Consider the following 15,431-nt stretch of genomic DNA (forward strand, 5'->3'; position numbering starts at 1 on the left):
TTTTTACTCATAGTTTTCTCCAATCCGAAGTATTTCTCTAGTTGTGTTTCTCCATTATACAAAAATGTACCCTATAGGGAGACTTTTTTTAAGTGTCTACTCTATAGGGTACATTTTATAAAGGGTGGTACTAAATGTTACAAGGTGACTAAATATATACTAATGTAACTTATGTACTCCCTTCCCATTTGGTGACGTTAGGGAGCTAATAAACGATAAAATACCTCGCTATATTTTATATTATGAAAATATATTTTTTTTAATAATTCTTTTAGGTGGTCTGCAGACATTTACAGCATTCAAACATACTATTTCATTAACGGTTATGTCACTTGTTGCAGCTTTCTTCCTCTAGGTTAATCTTTGGATGTTCACATATGTTTCTTTGTAAAACATTGATCTCACTAGAAAAAAAATACAACATTAGCTACCTATTTTAATTAATTTTCGAAAAGGGAAATGCCATTAGGACGTCCTTGTATGTTTCTTATTCATGACCCTTTTTTCTAGTAAGTTGGTATAAAAAGCAATTGAACCCAAAAGGCATGAATAGATTGTGAAGACTGGTAAAATTCCTAATATGTTAACTGAAAATAGATTTTCATACCCTTCTGTTCCCGCACTTTTTTCAGCACCTAAACTCGGACCACTAACTAACTCCATCGATACAACAGTCAATTTAAATATTTGGACGAACAAGAAAATTGTCCCAATAATCAACAATATACGTAAAATTTTTATCCGAGAAGGTTTACGAAAAGAAAATAGCTTCTTTAATTTAGGGTATTGGCTTCCAATTTGTTTGATCCATTGCCAATGTAATCCTAAATGAACCCCAACTATAAATAATCCGAGGATTGACAAAATAATATGAAGAGCAAGCCAATTAATGCTTGTGAAATATCTAAAATTAGGAAAGATAACCTCGGAAATTAATAATCCACTTACCATAATAAACAACATATCTAACAACAGGGTTATATTTAATAAGTATGATAGTAAAGCTTTTCCTCTTATTCTTTTTGAGAATATTTTTTTGCTCATACCAATAATCCAATCTTTGTTTAAAGATAAATGAATAATTAATGCTACCGCCAATAAAATACTAGCTATTTCATGAAATGCTACACTGGTGATAGCTGGAGCAAATAATAAGCTAAATGTAATTGCAATCAATAAATCAAAACAAAATTTAAAACGATTTTTTTTCATTTTCAATCCTCCTGAAAAACACCTTTAATTATATTTACGAAGGCCCTTCAATTCACTAATTATAAATTTTTTAATATCATTCTAATTGCTGTTGAACAGTTTACATCATGTTCCTTTGCATAATTATTAAGTTTCTTAAAAGACTCCTCATCCAATCGAACGTGTAATGGAAAACTAAGTTTTTCTGACTTTTCTTTTCTAGGCCTTCCTCTTTTCGTTCTCCTATTTCCTTCTTCATCCATCCAAGCCTCTATTGTAACAGTGCCATACTGTTCAATAATCTGTTGACAATTATGTTTGTCCCAAAGTTCTTTCGCTTTCTTTTTATAGATGATAGATAGCTGAATTTCTTCATCACTTAACCCGATAAACTTTGCTTTCTTATAAAATTTTTCTTTCAACAATTGCTCTAATTCTTCGTATGAAGAAAAAGTTATTTGATTCATTTGAACACTCCTTTTTTTGTAGTACAAAAAATCATAGAGCTATTATAGCATTTTTTGTGCTACAAAAAAAACAAAAAGGAAGAAAGTAAATTTTTCTGTACATTTAATAAAGGTACATTAAGGAGATATTTGCTGATTTTATCAACCCTTTAATTGAACTAGAGGATTTTCAGTAACGGCTCATGTTTTACCTCATTCACTTATCCCATTCTCTTTTGGAGAGCACCTTTTTATGTTGCTTACGTTGTTTCACACTTCTCGTTGATTTTGATAGAAATTTATCTTGAATATTCTTCCCAGCACTCATTCACATCTCCTCTTTTAATAACTAAAAGAGGACACCCCTCACACAGTTAAAATGCTGCAATGATTAGTGCCCTCCTGTTGTCAGGTAGGTGTATGACCTCTTCTTTTTTCTGTAATTTCCCAATCCTCTATTATCACATTATGAGTGTTGAACTTACCGAATGGAAATAACTACATCTCAGTGGCTTTGACTTCTTCGGTCATTAATATTGTTGAACTTACAAAGTTACTTAACTTAGTTTGGTGACCTATATCAATTTCTTTAATATCAGCTACTATACTCGCTCCTTAACTCTTTTTTCAAAGCTTTATCTTTAGTAAGAAATCATAGCTACTATTACAAGCAAATTTTATTACCTTTACCGCTCCTTTATTGTTAAACAAGGTATATGTACATGCTGGACAGTTAGTACGATAAACTCCTCCTTCTTTTATTATGTGAACATCCCTATCAAACATAATCTATCTTAAGTTTCATAACTTCGGCGTTTTCCTTTACAATGTATGGTACTATTATTTTTAGTTATAAATTACAAGGGGATAGTATGATGAAACTCCGTTGTCTATTCTTTGTCTATTACTAGGTATGAGTCTTAGTTTTTTTGTTGACCATATTATAAAAACTTATCTACACAATGATTTTAATTTAGGATGGATTTTCGCAGGGTTATCTAGTGCAGCAGTAATTATAACAAGAGATTTTGAAATTATGAAACAAAAAATTGCTGTGAAAATAGGTTCTATATTAATAATCGCAGCTGTATTTCAATTTTTTCACATTGATTTTAGTACCATTTTATTTAAGTAAATAAAACTAACTATTATTTACTATAAATTGGAATTCACTCCCGAAACACCTAACCCACTTGTAAACTTATAAATTTCATTACTTCATCTTCGGTCTTAATTGCTGTGCACTAAAATTAACAGGACCATTAAGGTTTATGTCAGGGTTATTTGCAAAACCAGTTAATCTATAAGTAGCACATTGATAACTATTAATTTTATCAATCGTTTGAGAAGATGTTATACTAATATCTTCTCCGCCACCTTCAATTCCTCTGATTGACCTATGAATAGTGGTATCTCCTCTCCATACTTGATGAGTAAATTCATCACCACCTTGGTTGTTTAATACAAATGTCCAACTTAGCAATACAATATCACCAGGTTTTAAGTTATTTAGTGTTAACAGTGCAATTGTTGTAGGATAATTTGAATCAGTTGAAAGAGACCCAAAGTCCACATCGTTTGTTGCAGGAATATGAAATTGAAAGTCAACTATCTCAAATCCTTCACCATTACCTCTACACAATTGGTTATTCATTTCGTCATCTCCCTTATATATTTTATTTATATATATGGCTGTCTAAATATTATTGTGTGGGGAGATGTCTGTAAGAGTTGTAATATAAAACTATCGTTGTGTAGTTAAATTCAATTTGACTATATATACATGATTCTTAGATCCAAGTCTTTCACAGTAACTCTTGAGTTTTCATAACATTTTACTTATACCTCCCCAATTTACTAGCTGCTTATTTTATTTAATATAAATCTTATGTTTTTGGTAATAATAAACAGAAAACACTTTATCTTTACACAAGTTTTTAACTGGAGGTAATTATGTTCGAAATCATGGAAAACATAAGAAGTTTGTTGGTCAACTCCTATTTCACCAAAGGATTAATTTACCAATTTTTTATTGCGTTTGTTAAATTTTTAGTTCTTTATTGGATAATAAAATTAGCTATTATTAATGGGATCAAGGAATCCAAGAATAATGAATAATAATAACTGTTTCTTTTAACAACACCTTAAATTGGCTTATGAGGTGTTTTTAAAATGGTTGTTTTCGCATTGATTGTTGTTTGTCGTATTAATAAACACGTACTCAACTAGAGTTCGTGTTATCTTTTTCAGTACAACGGTGTACTAATGCGTTTTTAAAATTATTCCTCTCTAAAAATTGATATACTTTTAACCTCATTTTAACTGTCGTGCTTCGTTTCTTAAGATAATCTTAAGAAATATCTACCCATAATATTAAGAATTGGACATTACAATACATTTAATATCAAAACTACAACATATAAAAGGAGTCTTAATTATGAAGAAAATCATTGTAGCAACAGTGGTTGCTTCTACTATTGCATTTGGAAGTGTGACAGTAATTACGTTAGCTTATAAGAACAATTTTTTGGATCGAGTAAAAGGGGTACCTAATCAATTTTCTAAAGATGAATCTCTCTGGATGTATGATTATGAAGGCTTAAAAACTTTCGATGGCAAGCTAGTGATAAAATTTGATGGTGAAAGTGGAATTATAGATTTACAAGGAAATCAAATAAATAAGGATAACTACTACCGTATACTCGGAAAGCAGGGCTTTAGTATCATAGGATATGAAGGGGATGATCATTTACCTGAAGAAGAAATGGTAAAACGGAGAATAAGTGCTTTTCGTGTAGAAACAGCTGGCAAGACTCAAGTGGAAATTAACCAAGAAATCATGGAAGGAAAATCACAAATTAGTCTATATAGGGAAGCGCATAAATTAGGAATACACTTTGAAGACAAATCATCAGAGCAGTTGTTAGCAGAAATAATGGATATACGTAAAAAAAGAACATTTGAAATATACGATGAGTATTATACTGCTGAAGATTACAAATCGACACTAAGGATGGCAGAAAAATATGGGATTGAGACAGATGGGAAAACACTTCGCCAAATAGAACAAGAATTACTTAAATACTTACCTTCCATCAAGTCCTTATGATGTAAGTTTCACTATATAAATCTTGTTTTTTAACTTACCTTCTCAATTTAAACTATTCACCACCACATCACACGTGTATCATTATTTGTTAACATAAGTAGACATGAAACAGAATGAGCAGATTATTAAAAATTTCAGGCTAAAATTCTGATTTAACTCCACACTCGTTAAGACATACACATACATCATTACTTGCAGAGGCTGAAGTGAGTTTACCTGAAACCATGGAACGTCTTGGGCATAAAGATGATGACACGACAAAACATGTGTACTTACATATTACTAAGTCTATGAAAAAAGAGGCTTCTCAAAAGTTTGCTCAACTAATGGAAAACCTCTAATTTTTTATAACCTCATGTTACCTAAATGTTACCCATACTGGACATCATATAGGAAAATCCTTTTATATCAAGGGTTTGAGGGGCAGATTACATCATGCCGCCCATTCCACCCATGCCGCCCATGCCGCCCATATCAGGCATAGCAGGTGCGCCACCTTCTTCAGGTTGGTCAGCTACTACAGCTTCAGTTGTTAAGAACATTGCTGCAACAGATGCTGCGTTTTGTAATGCTGAACGAGTAACTTTTGTTGGGTCAACGATACCAGTGTCGATCATGTTAACCCACTCGCCAGTTGCTGCGTTGAAGCCTACGCCAACTTCTTCACGTTTTAGACGATCTACAACGACAGATCCTTCTAGGCCAGCGTTGTGAGCGATTTGTCTAATTGGCTCTTCAAGTGCACGTAAGACGATATTTACACCAGTAGCTTTATCTCCGTCAGCTTCAATTGCTGCTACTTTGCTGTGTACATTTACTAGCGCAGTACCACCACCAGAAACAATACCTTCTTCAACAGCTGCGCGAGTTGCATTTAAAGCATCTTCGATACGTAGCTTACGTTCTTTTAATTCAGTTTCTGTAGCTGCACCAACTTTGATTACCGCTACGCCACCAGCTAATTTAGCTAGGCGCTCTTGTAATTTTTCTTTATCAAATTCAGAAGTAGTTTCTTCTAATTGTGTACGAATTTGGTTTACACGTGCTGCAATTTTATCAGATGCGCCAGTACCTTCAACAATTGTTGTATTTTCTTTTGTTACAACAACTTTTGAAGCACGACCTAATTGAGCAACAGTAGTAGCTTTCAAGTCTAATCCTAGGTCTTCAGTGATTACTTCAGCACCAGTTAGGATAGAAATATCTTCAAGCATCGCTTTACGACGGTCACCGAATCCAGGAGCTTTAACAGCTACTGCATTAAATGTACCACGAAGTTTGTTTACTACTAATGTAGCTAAAGCTTCGCCTTCTACATCTTCAGCAATCATTAATAGTGGTTTACCTTGTTGAACAACTTGCTCTAATACAGGTAACACTTCTTGGATATTCGCAATTTTCTTATCAGTAATTAAGATATATGGATTTTCTAAAACAGCTTCCATTTTATCAGAATCAGTAACCATGTATGGTGAAGCATATCCACGGTCAAATTGCATACCTTCAACAACTTCTAATTCAGTTGCGAAGCCTTTTGATTCTTCAATAGTGATAACACCATCATTACCAACACGTTCCATAGCTTCTGCAATTAATTGCCCTACTTCTTCATCAGATGAAGAAATTGCAGCTACTTGAGAGATTGATTCTTTACCTTCAATCTGTTTTGAGATTGCTTTAAGCTCTTCAACTGCAACTTTAGTAGCTTTCTCAATTCCTTTACGAACGCCCATAGGGTTTGCACCAGCAGTTACGTTTTTAAGGCCTTCAGTAATCATTGCTTGTGCTAAAACAGTTGCTGTAGTAGTACCGTCACCAGCTACATCATTTGTTTTACTAGCTACTTCAGCAACTAGCTTTGCACCCATGTTTTCAAATGCATCTTCTAATTCGATTTCTTTTGCAATTGTAACACCATCATTTGTAATTAATGGAGAACCAAATTTTTTCTCTAATACTACATTACGTCCTTTAGGTCCTAATGTAACTTTTACAGCATTAGCTAGTGCATCTACACCACTTAGCATAGAACGGCGTGCTTCTTCGCTAAATTTAATATCTTTTGCCATATTGTTTTACCTCCTCAAATTTTCCTAATCTATTAAATAATGTTCAATCCGTATGCTGTTGAACATCACACATTATGTTAAGTACAAAGGTGGATAAAATTAGCTAAGTACAGCTAAAATATCGCTTTCACGTACGATTAAGTATTCTTTACCGTCAGACTTTACTTCAGTACCAGCATATTTTGAGAAGATGATACTATCACCTACAGCTACTTCAAGAGCTACACGCTCACCGCTGTCTAGTACTCGACCAGAACCAACAGCTACAACTTTTCCTTCTTGAGGCTTTTCCTTTGCAGTATCCGGTAATACGATACCACTTGCAGTCTTTTCTTCTGTTTCTTCAATTTGAATAACAACACGATCACCTAATGGCTTTAACAAGTGAAACAACCTCCTCAAATAATTTAAATGGTATTATTGTTCAATATTCTTCTATTAGCACTCGCTATACTTGAGTGCTAACACAACTATTATATTAATGAATCTCAAATGTTTTTGCAAGTCTAAAGCAGAAAAAAATTCCTAATTTCATATATACCCCATAAATAGACAAGTTCTCCCTTGTATAACCACGACATTCGTCCTATTTTTTATTACACAATTAGAGCAACTATGTTGGCTTTATTTCTTGTCATAGTCTTCAATATAGAAAGACTCTTTTCGTAATCTTTGCCGCTATTGATACCAGCATAGAAAAAGTGTTTTATACGGTTATCATCGCTTTACAGAAGAAGATGCCATAACTCTAGTTAAGTACTTAGCAATTGCTTAGTGCGAAAAACATTATTTAAATCAAAAACAGCCCACGTCTATGATCTTTTAGAGTTAATAGTTGATGTATTGGTGTATTGGAACGCTAAGTAGGTTTTACATGATTGAAATAAAATGTATACCTTCTTATGTAAACACCTTTATCATTTAACCCTTTAAAATTATGTCACAAATACGTAGGAATAAACATAAAAAACATAATATACATGAGTATGTTAGAATACTGTGATAAAATACGGTAAGTATTGTACTAACCCGTGTATATCGGACATACATTATTAGTGCATATTTTAATCGGACAACTATGATGAAAATCGTTATATAGGCTAACAATGTCAAATCATTAAGGTATATCATTTGAATAGGGATTTTTCTTTCTGATAAAATGACATGGTGACCTCTAAAAGCTGCGAAGGGGAACAAGACATTCCCAAATAGCAAAATACTATTAAAAATTAAAGCAGCATGAACAAACATTTAAAGGAGATTATTTTATTGATTAAAAAAATATTTCCACCGTTCGAAAGACATTATTGGTATGTAATTATCGCGTATATTATTGTCCAATTTTCAGCGACTTTAGGTGTGCCATTATTAGAAATTTTAGGTGTAGGCGAGGATGCTCATTCTAATGATATTGCGCTAGTCATTAGGGTTGGTTATTGGGCTGTAATTAGCTTTATCCTCGGATTAATGATTATCCTCTTCATTATGAAAAAAGATATGATTAACAGAGTGATTCCTGAAGATTACCCCTCTACTGGTAAAGCTATTTTCTGGTCAATCGCAGGTATTTTCCTTGCTTTATTTGCACAATCTTTAGCAGCAAATATTGAAATGTTACTTGGAATTAATCCAGGGTCAGAAAATACTGAAGTGCTTATCGGAATTTTTGAATTGGTCCCGTTATTCATTATTGTCACTTCAATCATCGCACCAATATTAGAGGAAATCATTTTTAGAAAGATCATTTTTGGCTCGTTGTATAAGAAATATAATTTTTGGATATCAGCACTTATTAGTTCTGTCATATTCGCCCTAGTTCATGGTGAGCCAGAGCACATACTCATATACAGTTCAATGGGATTTACTTTTGCCTTTCTTTATGTGAAAACAAAAAGAATACTCGTACCTATTATTGCACACGTTTCAATGAATACATTTGTGGTCTTAATACAAACTATCTACAAGGATGACATTGAACAAATGCGACAACAACTGGAACAAATGCAGTCGATTATTGGAGGATTATAACATATGCGCCGCTCACCTTTATTTTTTGGATTTATATATAGTTTTATAGGAATCGTTTTCACATATCTCGCAATTCAATCAGCTCAAGAAACAATTTGGAATTTCCCCACTCTCATATTGTCTTTTGTAGCCACCCTTGATTTTGGAGTGGCTATTCGTATGTTTATCTTTCATAACAAACTAAAAAATATAAAATAATAAACAACCTTCCTAGTTAATAGGAAGGTTGTTTTATTCTATGGCTGATTTCACATTAATTGTTGCTTTTAGCTTAGCACGAATACAGGCATATGTTCGGGACATCTTTTCTTCTCTAAATACATATGAGTTACCCAAAATACCTTTCTCTGTATCAACCAAGCTTATTTGTTATTAATTCACCGTAATAGTGAACAAGTTGTGGATATGAAGTTAGCTCATTCTTGCCTTTATCACTAAGTGAATAAGTTCCTCTTCGCACCCTTTCAAACCAGCCGTAATAATTTTTATTAAGAATGGATACAGTTTTATCACCGGTTCCCATTTGGCGAAGATCACTTGTTGATAACTGACCTAAACGTTCGAGGCAACAAGCAATATGAATACAGTTTTCTTTGTACGCCGTCATGATTTTTTGATTTTTGCTTCCACCAACATTATGGTCACGATGCCTGCCTTGCATTTCAGTTAAAAGTAAATCTCTCTTTTTCTTGCTGCGTTGCATGCTTTTTTTTCGATCAAAGTCAGCTGGGGCTATAATGATTTCTACCTGTGCAGTACCATTTTTAAAAGTTACAATCATAAGGCCTAATTCTAACCTTCTGACCAAATAACAAATATCCTGCCATTTTTTAGAACGCAAAGAATATGTAGGCCTCGGGATGGCAATATACACCTGATCGGATAAACGCTGCCTTTTAGTAGCTTGTATTAACAGCTTTATACTTATATTAAGCTTAAGCTCCACGATCACTAGCTCATCGTCTTTTATAGCTGCTATATCACAATGATTGACTTCTCCATATACTTCATACCCCTGTTCTATAAAATGGTCTTGAATAGGTTTATATAAATCAACCTCATACAATTTTGTTGTTTTATTGTTCATTAACATCATTACTTTCTTCATTTATTCAATACTTAAATATAAGATACTAATACGATCTTTATACTTGCATATACTCACAAAATAACCGCTAGAAAATACTAAATGAAAAAAGTGAGCCTCTACAATTTGTAAAAACTCACTTTGATTAACTTTGTTATGATTATTGTATGGTTGTTACTCATTCTCAGTCATGAGTTCCTGTTCTAGTTTTTCCACTTTCCGAAAGGTTATTTTTGAGATAAAGATACTTATTTCATATAGAATAAATAAAGGTATCGTCACCATCAGATGTGAAATGAGCTCAGGTGGCGTAATAAATGCTGCTATAACTAGTAAAACGAAATATGCGTATTTTCTTATTTTCGCTAAAAACATAGGCGTGACTATGCCAAGTCTAGTTAAAAACATCACAACGACAGGAAGCTGAAACAATATTCCAAATGGAATAGTGATTTTAAATAGAAATTGGAAATATTCATTTATACCAATAACTTGATTAACCGTTAGGCGTTCAGATATCCTCGTCATAAACTCAATAACAAATGGAAATAGAATAAAATAGGAAAATGAAACCCCACCTAAAAATAGTAACACTGAAATTGGTATATAACTTAAAGTGATTTTCCGCTCTTTTTCATATAGACCTGGACTAATAAACGCCCAAAGCTGGTATAAAATAACTGGTGCAGTAATTACAAAAGCTATAATAAAAGCAAATTGCATATAAATTTTTATTGGATCAGTTAAGGAAAATGCATTCATCGTCAGCTCTTTTGCTTCATCAGCCTGTTGTAAATAGACAATGATTGGCTCTGCCAAAAAAAAGCTTCCAATTGTAGCAACAACAAAGAAAACGACTGCGATAATTAGACGCTTCCTTAGCTCTCCTATATGATCGTATACAGACATTTCTTTACTATCATTCATACTTTCTCATCCTAATGTTACTTCTTTTTATTATTTTCATTTGCAATGTCTTGTGCCGCTCTCTTAAATTCTCTAAGTGTGTCTCCAGCAGCTTTTCCTAATTGAGGAAGCTTATTTGGACCAAAGATAACGAGTGCGATCACTAAAATTAATATAAGACTTCCAATTCCTATGTTAATTGGTCTCACCTCCATCATAAATTACAAATAATTTTCCTGATCTATCATTATAAAGCATATATTGTTATTATAACTCGATGATCATGCAAACGACCACAATGCCAGTAGAGCTACTATTCAGTTGGGTAGTTTTTAAGGAAATATACTAAAGATTGTAACTCAACTGCTAAATCAATGTGATGAATTCTAATATGATCAGGTACATTAATTCGAGCTGGTGTAAAATTCAAAATACCCTTGATACCTGTTTCTACTAAACGATCGGTCATCCCTTGAGCAACTGGTGCAGGTACAGTTAAGATGGCAACACTTACATCTTTGGTAATATGTTTTTCTAAATCATCCATATGATAAATAGGAACATCTCCAACTGTAGAGCCAATTTTTTGTTCATCAACATCAAATGCAAGTTCAATTTTCATATTATTATTTTTAATAAAGTTGTAATTTAAAAATGCAGTACCTAAATTCCCGACCCCGATTAACACCACTTTTGTCAGTTCATCTTGATCTAGTGTTTGTCGAAAAAATGTTAATAAGTAATTAACATTATAACCATACCCTTTTTTACCTAAAGCACCAAAATACGAAAAATCTCTACGTATTGTTGCTGAATCTACTTTTACAGCCTCGCTTAATTCAGCAGAAGATACGCGCTGCTTACCTGCAGCATGAAGATTTTTAATGAATCGATAATACAATGGCAAACGCTTTGCAGTAGCTTGTGGAATTTTTGTTTGTTCGTTATTCACTTCTATTCCCCCACATTCAAACAGCTATTCATTCACTGCTCTCTAATAAAGTCTCCGTTCTTTCCACCAGTCTTCTCTAATAAATAAGTTGGACCAATAACCATACCTTTATCAACTGCTTTACACATGTCATAAACAGTTAAGGCACATGTGCTAGCAGCAGTTAAAGCTTCCATTTCAACACCTGTACTACCCTTCGTTTTAACTTCTACGATAATAATAAGCTTGTATAATTGCTTTTCTTCTTCCCATGTAAATGTGATATCGACACCCTTTAAACTAATTGGGTGACACATCGGGATAATATCTGATGTTTTTTTTGCAGCCATAATACCAGCCACTTGAGCTACAGCTAAAACATCCCCTTTTTTTATTTTTGAATGAATAATTTGTTCATAAATTTCTTTATTAACTGAGATACTTGATCTCGCTATAGCAGTTCTTAATGTTTCGCCCTTTTCAGAAATATCAACCATCTTTGCTCTACCTTGATCATTAAAATGTGTAAATGAAGACACTGTTGCTTTTCACCTCTCAATATGACTATACTACACTATTTTTACAATCCTGTCGTTACTTTAACAAGGCGTGAAAACTATATGTACATCCAAGGCAAGGCCGTTTCTATCACCTTCTTAGTAAATGGCTTTTTCGTAAGTGGTGTGGCAATTGTAACTAATAATTTAGCCTATTGTTATAGTTTTAATGATGAAAAGGTGCAACAAATACTATTAGTAATCCTATTTATGTTTTAGTACAAGGCTTTACTCGCATTAATTGCTGTTATTCGTTTTAAGAAAAAATACGTATAAACCTAGCGGTTGTAGCTTTTTCCTCATTATAAATGAGGTCAATTGCATAAATTCATTTTTTGCTGTCCTAAATTACTGTCAATAGCAAAAATTCTACGAAAAGAGCCTATACATCGTACATGATATCAAAGCTAAGCCTAAAATGTCTTTAATAAGAAAGCGCATACAAACCAAGATAAACTATTGTTAAAAATAAGCACTTCTCAAGCCTTAGATAAGTAAACATTGGAATCCAGTGAAAGAATATTGCTCATTTCATACATTTTAAGATACACTAAAACTATTATAACAGAGGTGAACTAACATGATAGTGTTACAAGTGAATCAGCTCACAAAATATTTTGGATCTGATCTTATTTTATCGAATATAAAGCTAGAAGTACAATTGAAAGATAGGATAGCTGTCGTTGGCCGTAACGGCGCTGGTAAATCAACCTTATTGAAAATAATAGCAGGTTACATGTCTCATGATAGCGGAAGCGTCATGAAACCGAAAGACATTTCTATTGGATATTTAGCACAACATAGTGGCTTAGATTCGGACTTATCTATTTGGGAAGAAATGTTAACCGTGTTTGAACCGTTAAAAAAAATGGAGATGGAATTACGTAAACTAGAAGAAAAAATGTCCAATCAAAGCCTAATGTCAAACAAGGCAGATTACGACAAACTATTAAAAGAGTATGATCATTTACAAATTCAATATAAAGAACAAGGTGGCTATCAATATGAAGCTGATATACGAGCTGTTCTACACGGACTTCAGTTTTCAAGCTTTAATTACTCAACACCTATATCATCTTTAAGTGGTGGTCAAAAAACGAGGCTTGCTCTAGGGAAGCTATTATTAGCAAAGCCAAATTTATTAATACTAGATGAGCCTACTAACCACCTTGACATTGATACACTTACTTGGTTGGAGCAATATTTACTCGGCTATCCAGGAGCTATTCTCATCGTATCTCATGACCGTTATTTCCTTGATAAAGTCGTTACACAAGTATACGAAATATCTCGAACTAATTCGGCAAAATTCATCGGAAATTATAGTGATTATTTAAAGAAGAAAGCAGAAAATTACGAACACGATTTAAAGCTTTATGAAAAGCAGCAAGGTGAAATAGCCAAGCTTAAGGATTTCGTTCAACGAAACTTAGCACGAGCTTCAACAACAAAACGAGCACAAAGTAGAAGAAAACAACTGGAGAAAATGACAGTCCTAGATAAGCCTGCTGGAGATGAAAAATCCGCTTCGTTCCACTTTGACATCGAACGTCAAAGTGGAAATGAAGTTTTAAAAGCTAAAGACATTTCTGTTTCTTATGAAAACAACAAGCCTATTATCCAACATATCAATTTTCAAATCATGAAAAGTGACAGTGTAGCTTTGGTAGGTCCAAATGGTATTGGGAAATCAACTTTACTCAAGGCAGCGATCAAAAAGATACAAGCCCTACAAGGAGAATTTTCTTTTGGATCAAATGTTAAAGTTGGCTACTATGACCAAGAACAAGCAAATCTTAGTTCAAATAAAAGTGTTCTCAATGAACTGTGGGATGAGTACCCATCAAAACCCGAGAAAGATATAAGGACAGTGTTAGGCAACTTTTTATTTTCAGGTGATGATGTGTTGAAGCCGGTATCAACACTTAGTGGTGGCCAAAAGGCACGACTTGCGTTAGCAAAGCTTATGTTACAAAAAGCTAATCTGCTAATTTTGGATGAGCCTACAAACCACTTAGACTTGGATAGTAAAGAAGTACTTGAAAATGCATTGATTGACTATCCTGGTACAATTCTATTCGTCTCCCACGACCGCTATTTTATAAACCGACTAGCGACGAAAGTGTATGAACTTGCTCCAAACGGTATTACTGAATATTTGGGAGACTATGATTATTTCATATCAAAAAAAGCAGAAATTGAGGAAATTAAGCTGTTAAATGAACAGCAAGTAGTCAATCCTTCAATCAAGGAAGATAAAACGCAGACGAAGCTGACTTATGAACAAGAAAAGGAAATGAAGAAATTACAGCGTCAGAGAAAAAGAAGAATCGAAGAGCTAGAAATAGAGATATCAAAACTCGAAGAAAAAATAGATAAAAATGAGACTCTCCTATGTGACCCAACTATCTTTCAAGATCACGAAAAAGTGGCAGTGATTAATGAAGAAAACTCACAGTACCAGGAGCAACTAGAACAATTAATGACCGAATGGGAAACACTCCATGATTAGAAGAAAAGCGCAAGCGACTTGTTCATCCCCGACAAGCACTGGAACTATTTTCTGTAAAGGTGCTTTTTACCTTTATGGAAAATGGTGAAGGGACTCGAGGGGATAGGCGCTGGAGCTGGACATGAAGAAAAGTGGAGACGACTGTTTTGCCTCGACAAGCGTTGGAGCTACAATCCTAGAAGGTGCTTTTTACCTTTTAGGATTGTTGTGAAACGACCTCGAGAGGCTAGGAGACGGAACTGGACATGAAGAAAAGCGCAAACGCCTTGTTCATCCCCGACTAGCACTGGAACCATTTTCTGTAAAGGTGCTTTTTGCCTTTATGGAAAATGGTGAAGGGACTCGAGGGGATAGGCGCTGGAGCTGGACATGAAGAAAAGTGGAGACGACTGTTTTGCCTCGACAAGCGTTGGAACTACAATCCTAGAAGGTGCTTTTTACCTTTTAGGATTGTTGTGAAACGACCTCGAGAGGCTAGGAGACGGAACTGGACATGAAGAAAAGCGCAAACGCCTTGTTCATCCCCGACCAGCACTGGAACCATTTTCTGTAAAGGTGCTTTTTACCTTTATGGAAAATGGTGAAGGGACTCGAG

18 protein-coding genes and 1 pseudogene are annotated in these 15,431 nt (G+C 33.9%); 9 read left to right on the forward strand and 10 right to left on the reverse strand.

The features are described from left to right. Positions 1-465: 465 nt before the first annotated feature. Complete coding sequence (locus tag ACSVDA_RS23070) at positions 466-1,212, reverse strand: DUF4405 domain-containing protein (protein ID WP_485886523.1); 747 nt, start codon at positions 1,210-1,212, stop codon at positions 466-468. 59 nt (positions 1,213-1,271) lie between these two features. Beyond that, positions 1,272-1,658 (reverse strand): hypothetical protein, encoded by a 387-nt coding sequence (locus tag ACSVDA_RS23075; protein ID WP_485886525.1) that lies wholly within the window; start codon positions 1,656-1,658, stop codon positions 1,272-1,274. Positions 1,659-2,550: 892 nt separating this feature from the next. Here ACSVDA_RS23075 and ACSVDA_RS23080 point away from each other — a divergent pair. After that, positions 2,551-2,772, forward strand: a complete 222-nt coding sequence (locus ACSVDA_RS23080) for a hypothetical protein (protein ID WP_485886527.1) — start codon at positions 2,551-2,553, stop codon at positions 2,770-2,772. Between the two features lie 78 nt (positions 2,773-2,850). On the opposite strand, the gene ACSVDA_RS23085 is transcribed toward ACSVDA_RS23080, so the two are convergent. Beyond that, on the reverse strand, positions 2,851-3,291 hold the full coding sequence (locus tag ACSVDA_RS23085; RefSeq protein WP_485886529.1) for a hypothetical protein: 441 nt from the start codon (positions 3,289-3,291) through the stop codon (positions 2,851-2,853). Between the two features lie 783 nt (positions 3,292-4,074). Here ACSVDA_RS23085 and ACSVDA_RS23090 point away from each other — a divergent pair. Beyond that, positions 4,075-4,746: a hypothetical protein gene (locus ACSVDA_RS23090; protein ID WP_485886531.1), complete on the forward strand. Its 672-nt coding sequence runs from the start codon at positions 4,075-4,077 to the stop codon at positions 4,744-4,746. A gap of 110 nt (positions 4,747-4,856) precedes the next feature. Then, positions 4,857-5,087 (forward strand): annotated as a pseudogene (locus tag ACSVDA_RS23095) (tyrosine-type recombinase/integrase); the annotation flags it as partial. A gap of 87 nt (positions 5,088-5,174) precedes the next feature. Here ACSVDA_RS23095 and groL read toward each other — a convergent pair. Beyond that, positions 5,175-6,815 (reverse strand): chaperonin GroEL, encoded by a 1,641-nt coding sequence (gene groL, locus ACSVDA_RS23100; protein ID WP_320211416.1) that lies wholly within the window; start codon positions 6,813-6,815, stop codon positions 5,175-5,177. Between the two features lie 99 nt (positions 6,816-6,914). Further along, complete coding sequence (gene groES, locus ACSVDA_RS23105; RefSeq protein WP_214484459.1) at positions 6,915-7,199, reverse strand: co-chaperone GroES; 285 nt, start codon at positions 7,197-7,199, stop codon at positions 6,915-6,917. 885 nt (positions 7,200-8,084) lie between these two features. Between groES and ACSVDA_RS23110 the strand changes: the two genes are divergently transcribed. Together ACSVDA_RS23110 and ACSVDA_RS23115 are read left to right on the forward strand one after the other, a co-directional pair. After that, the gene (locus ACSVDA_RS23110) at positions 8,085-8,843 is read left to right on the forward strand and encodes a CPBP family intramembrane glutamic endopeptidase (RefSeq protein ID WP_320211417.1); all 759 of its coding nucleotides are present in this window, start codon (positions 8,085-8,087) and stop codon (positions 8,841-8,843) included. 3 nt (positions 8,844-8,846) lie between these two features. Continuing rightward, complete coding sequence (locus tag ACSVDA_RS23115; RefSeq protein WP_320211418.1) at positions 8,847-9,041, forward strand: YdiK family protein; 195 nt, start codon at positions 8,847-8,849, stop codon at positions 9,039-9,041. A gap of 154 nt (positions 9,042-9,195) precedes the next feature. On the opposite strand, the gene ACSVDA_RS23120 is transcribed toward ACSVDA_RS23115, so the two are convergent. From ACSVDA_RS23120 to moaC, 5 genes are all read right to left on the reverse strand, one after another. Next, on the reverse strand, positions 9,196-9,951 hold the full coding sequence (locus tag ACSVDA_RS23120) for a DUF2161 domain-containing phosphodiesterase (protein ID WP_485886534.1): 756 nt from the start codon (positions 9,949-9,951) through the stop codon (positions 9,196-9,198). Positions 9,952-10,104: 153 nt separating this feature from the next. Continuing rightward, a complete protein-coding gene (gene tatC, locus ACSVDA_RS23125; RefSeq protein WP_485886536.1) occupies positions 10,105-10,857 on the reverse strand; it encodes a twin-arginine translocase subunit TatC in 753 nt (250 codons plus the stop codon). Between the two features lie 17 nt (positions 10,858-10,874). Beyond that, positions 10,875-11,051, reverse strand: coding sequence for a twin-arginine translocase TatA/TatE family subunit (locus tag ACSVDA_RS23130; RefSeq protein WP_485886538.1), 177 nt, complete (start codon positions 11,049-11,051; stop codon positions 10,875-10,877). Positions 11,052-11,149: 98 nt separating this feature from the next. After that, complete coding sequence (locus ACSVDA_RS23135) at positions 11,150-11,788, reverse strand: redox-sensing transcriptional repressor Rex (RefSeq protein ID WP_485886540.1); 639 nt, start codon at positions 11,786-11,788, stop codon at positions 11,150-11,152. 32 nt (positions 11,789-11,820) lie between these two features. Beyond that, on the reverse strand, positions 11,821-12,306 hold the full coding sequence (gene moaC, locus ACSVDA_RS23140) for a cyclic pyranopterin monophosphate synthase MoaC (protein ID WP_485886542.1): 486 nt from the start codon (positions 12,304-12,306) through the stop codon (positions 11,821-11,823). Positions 12,307-12,327: 21 nt separating this feature from the next. Here moaC and ACSVDA_RS23145 point away from each other — a divergent pair, with 21 nt between their 5' ends. The 4 genes from ACSVDA_RS23145 (at position 12,328) to ACSVDA_RS23160 (ending at position 15,333) form a co-directional block, all read left to right on the forward strand. After that, entirely contained in the window at positions 12,328-12,543 is a 216-nt protein-coding gene (locus tag ACSVDA_RS23145) for a hypothetical protein (protein ID WP_485886544.1), read from the forward strand. Positions 12,544-12,904: 361 nt separating this feature from the next. Next, positions 12,905-14,836 (forward strand): ABC-F family ATP-binding cassette domain-containing protein, encoded by a 1,932-nt coding sequence (locus ACSVDA_RS23150; protein ID WP_485886546.1) that lies wholly within the window; start codon positions 12,905-12,907, stop codon positions 14,834-14,836. 84 nt (positions 14,837-14,920) lie between these two features. Beyond that, the gene (locus tag ACSVDA_RS23155; protein ID WP_485886548.1) at positions 14,921-15,085 is read left to right on the forward strand and encodes a hypothetical protein; all 165 of its coding nucleotides are present in this window, start codon (positions 14,921-14,923) and stop codon (positions 15,083-15,085) included. 83 nt (positions 15,086-15,168) lie between these two features. Beyond that, positions 15,169-15,333, forward strand: a complete 165-nt coding sequence (locus tag ACSVDA_RS23160) for a hypothetical protein (RefSeq protein WP_485886550.1) — start codon at positions 15,169-15,171, stop codon at positions 15,331-15,333. Positions 15,334-15,431 lie beyond the last annotated feature (98 nt).

Origin of the sequence: Cytobacillus sp. Hm23 (genome assembly GCF_051842895.1) — a bacterium.
Classification (GTDB): Bacteria; Bacillota; Bacilli; order Bacillales; family SM2101; genus Nanhaiella.

What these genes read in the sequence shown, in the direction of transcription:
- ACSVDA_RS23120 (WP_485886534.1), bottom strand. Translation starts at nt 9,951, where the DNA reads ATGAAGAAAGTAATGATGTTAATGAACAATAAAACAACAAAATTGTAT.
- ACSVDA_RS23085 (WP_485886529.1), bottom strand. Translation starts at nt 3,291, where the DNA reads ATGAATAACCAATTGTGTAGAGGTAATGGTGAAGGATTTGAGATAGTT.
- ACSVDA_RS23130 (WP_485886538.1), bottom strand. Translation starts at nt 11,051, where the DNA reads ATGGAGGTGAGACCAATTAACATAGGAATTGGAAGTCTTATATTAATT.
- ACSVDA_RS23080 (WP_485886527.1), top strand. Translation starts at nt 2,551, where the DNA reads ATGAGTCTTAGTTTTTTTGTTGACCATATTATAAAAACTTATCTACAC.
- tatC (WP_485886536.1), bottom strand. Translation starts at nt 10,857, where the DNA reads ATGAATGATAGTAAAGAAATGTCTGTATACGATCATATAGGAGAGCTA.
- ACSVDA_RS23070 (WP_485886523.1), bottom strand. Translation starts at nt 1,212, where the DNA reads ATGAAAAAAAATCGTTTTAAATTTTGTTTTGATTTATTGATTGCAATT.
- ACSVDA_RS23150 (WP_485886546.1), top strand. Translation starts at nt 12,905, where the DNA reads ATGATAGTGTTACAAGTGAATCAGCTCACAAAATATTTTGGATCTGAT.
- groL (WP_320211416.1), bottom strand. Translation starts at nt 6,815, where the DNA reads ATGGCAAAAGATATTAAATTTAGCGAAGAAGCACGCCGTTCTATGCTA.
- ACSVDA_RS23090 (WP_485886531.1), top strand. Translation starts at nt 4,075, where the DNA reads ATGAAGAAAATCATTGTAGCAACAGTGGTTGCTTCTACTATTGCATTT.
- ACSVDA_RS23075 (WP_485886525.1), bottom strand. Translation starts at nt 1,658, where the DNA reads ATGAATCAAATAACTTTTTCTTCATACGAAGAATTAGAGCAATTGTTG.
- ACSVDA_RS23115 (WP_320211418.1), top strand. Translation starts at nt 8,847, where the DNA reads ATGCGCCGCTCACCTTTATTTTTTGGATTTATATATAGTTTTATAGGA.
- ACSVDA_RS23145 (WP_485886544.1), top strand. Translation starts at nt 12,328, where the DNA reads ATGACTATACTACACTATTTTTACAATCCTGTCGTTACTTTAACAAGG.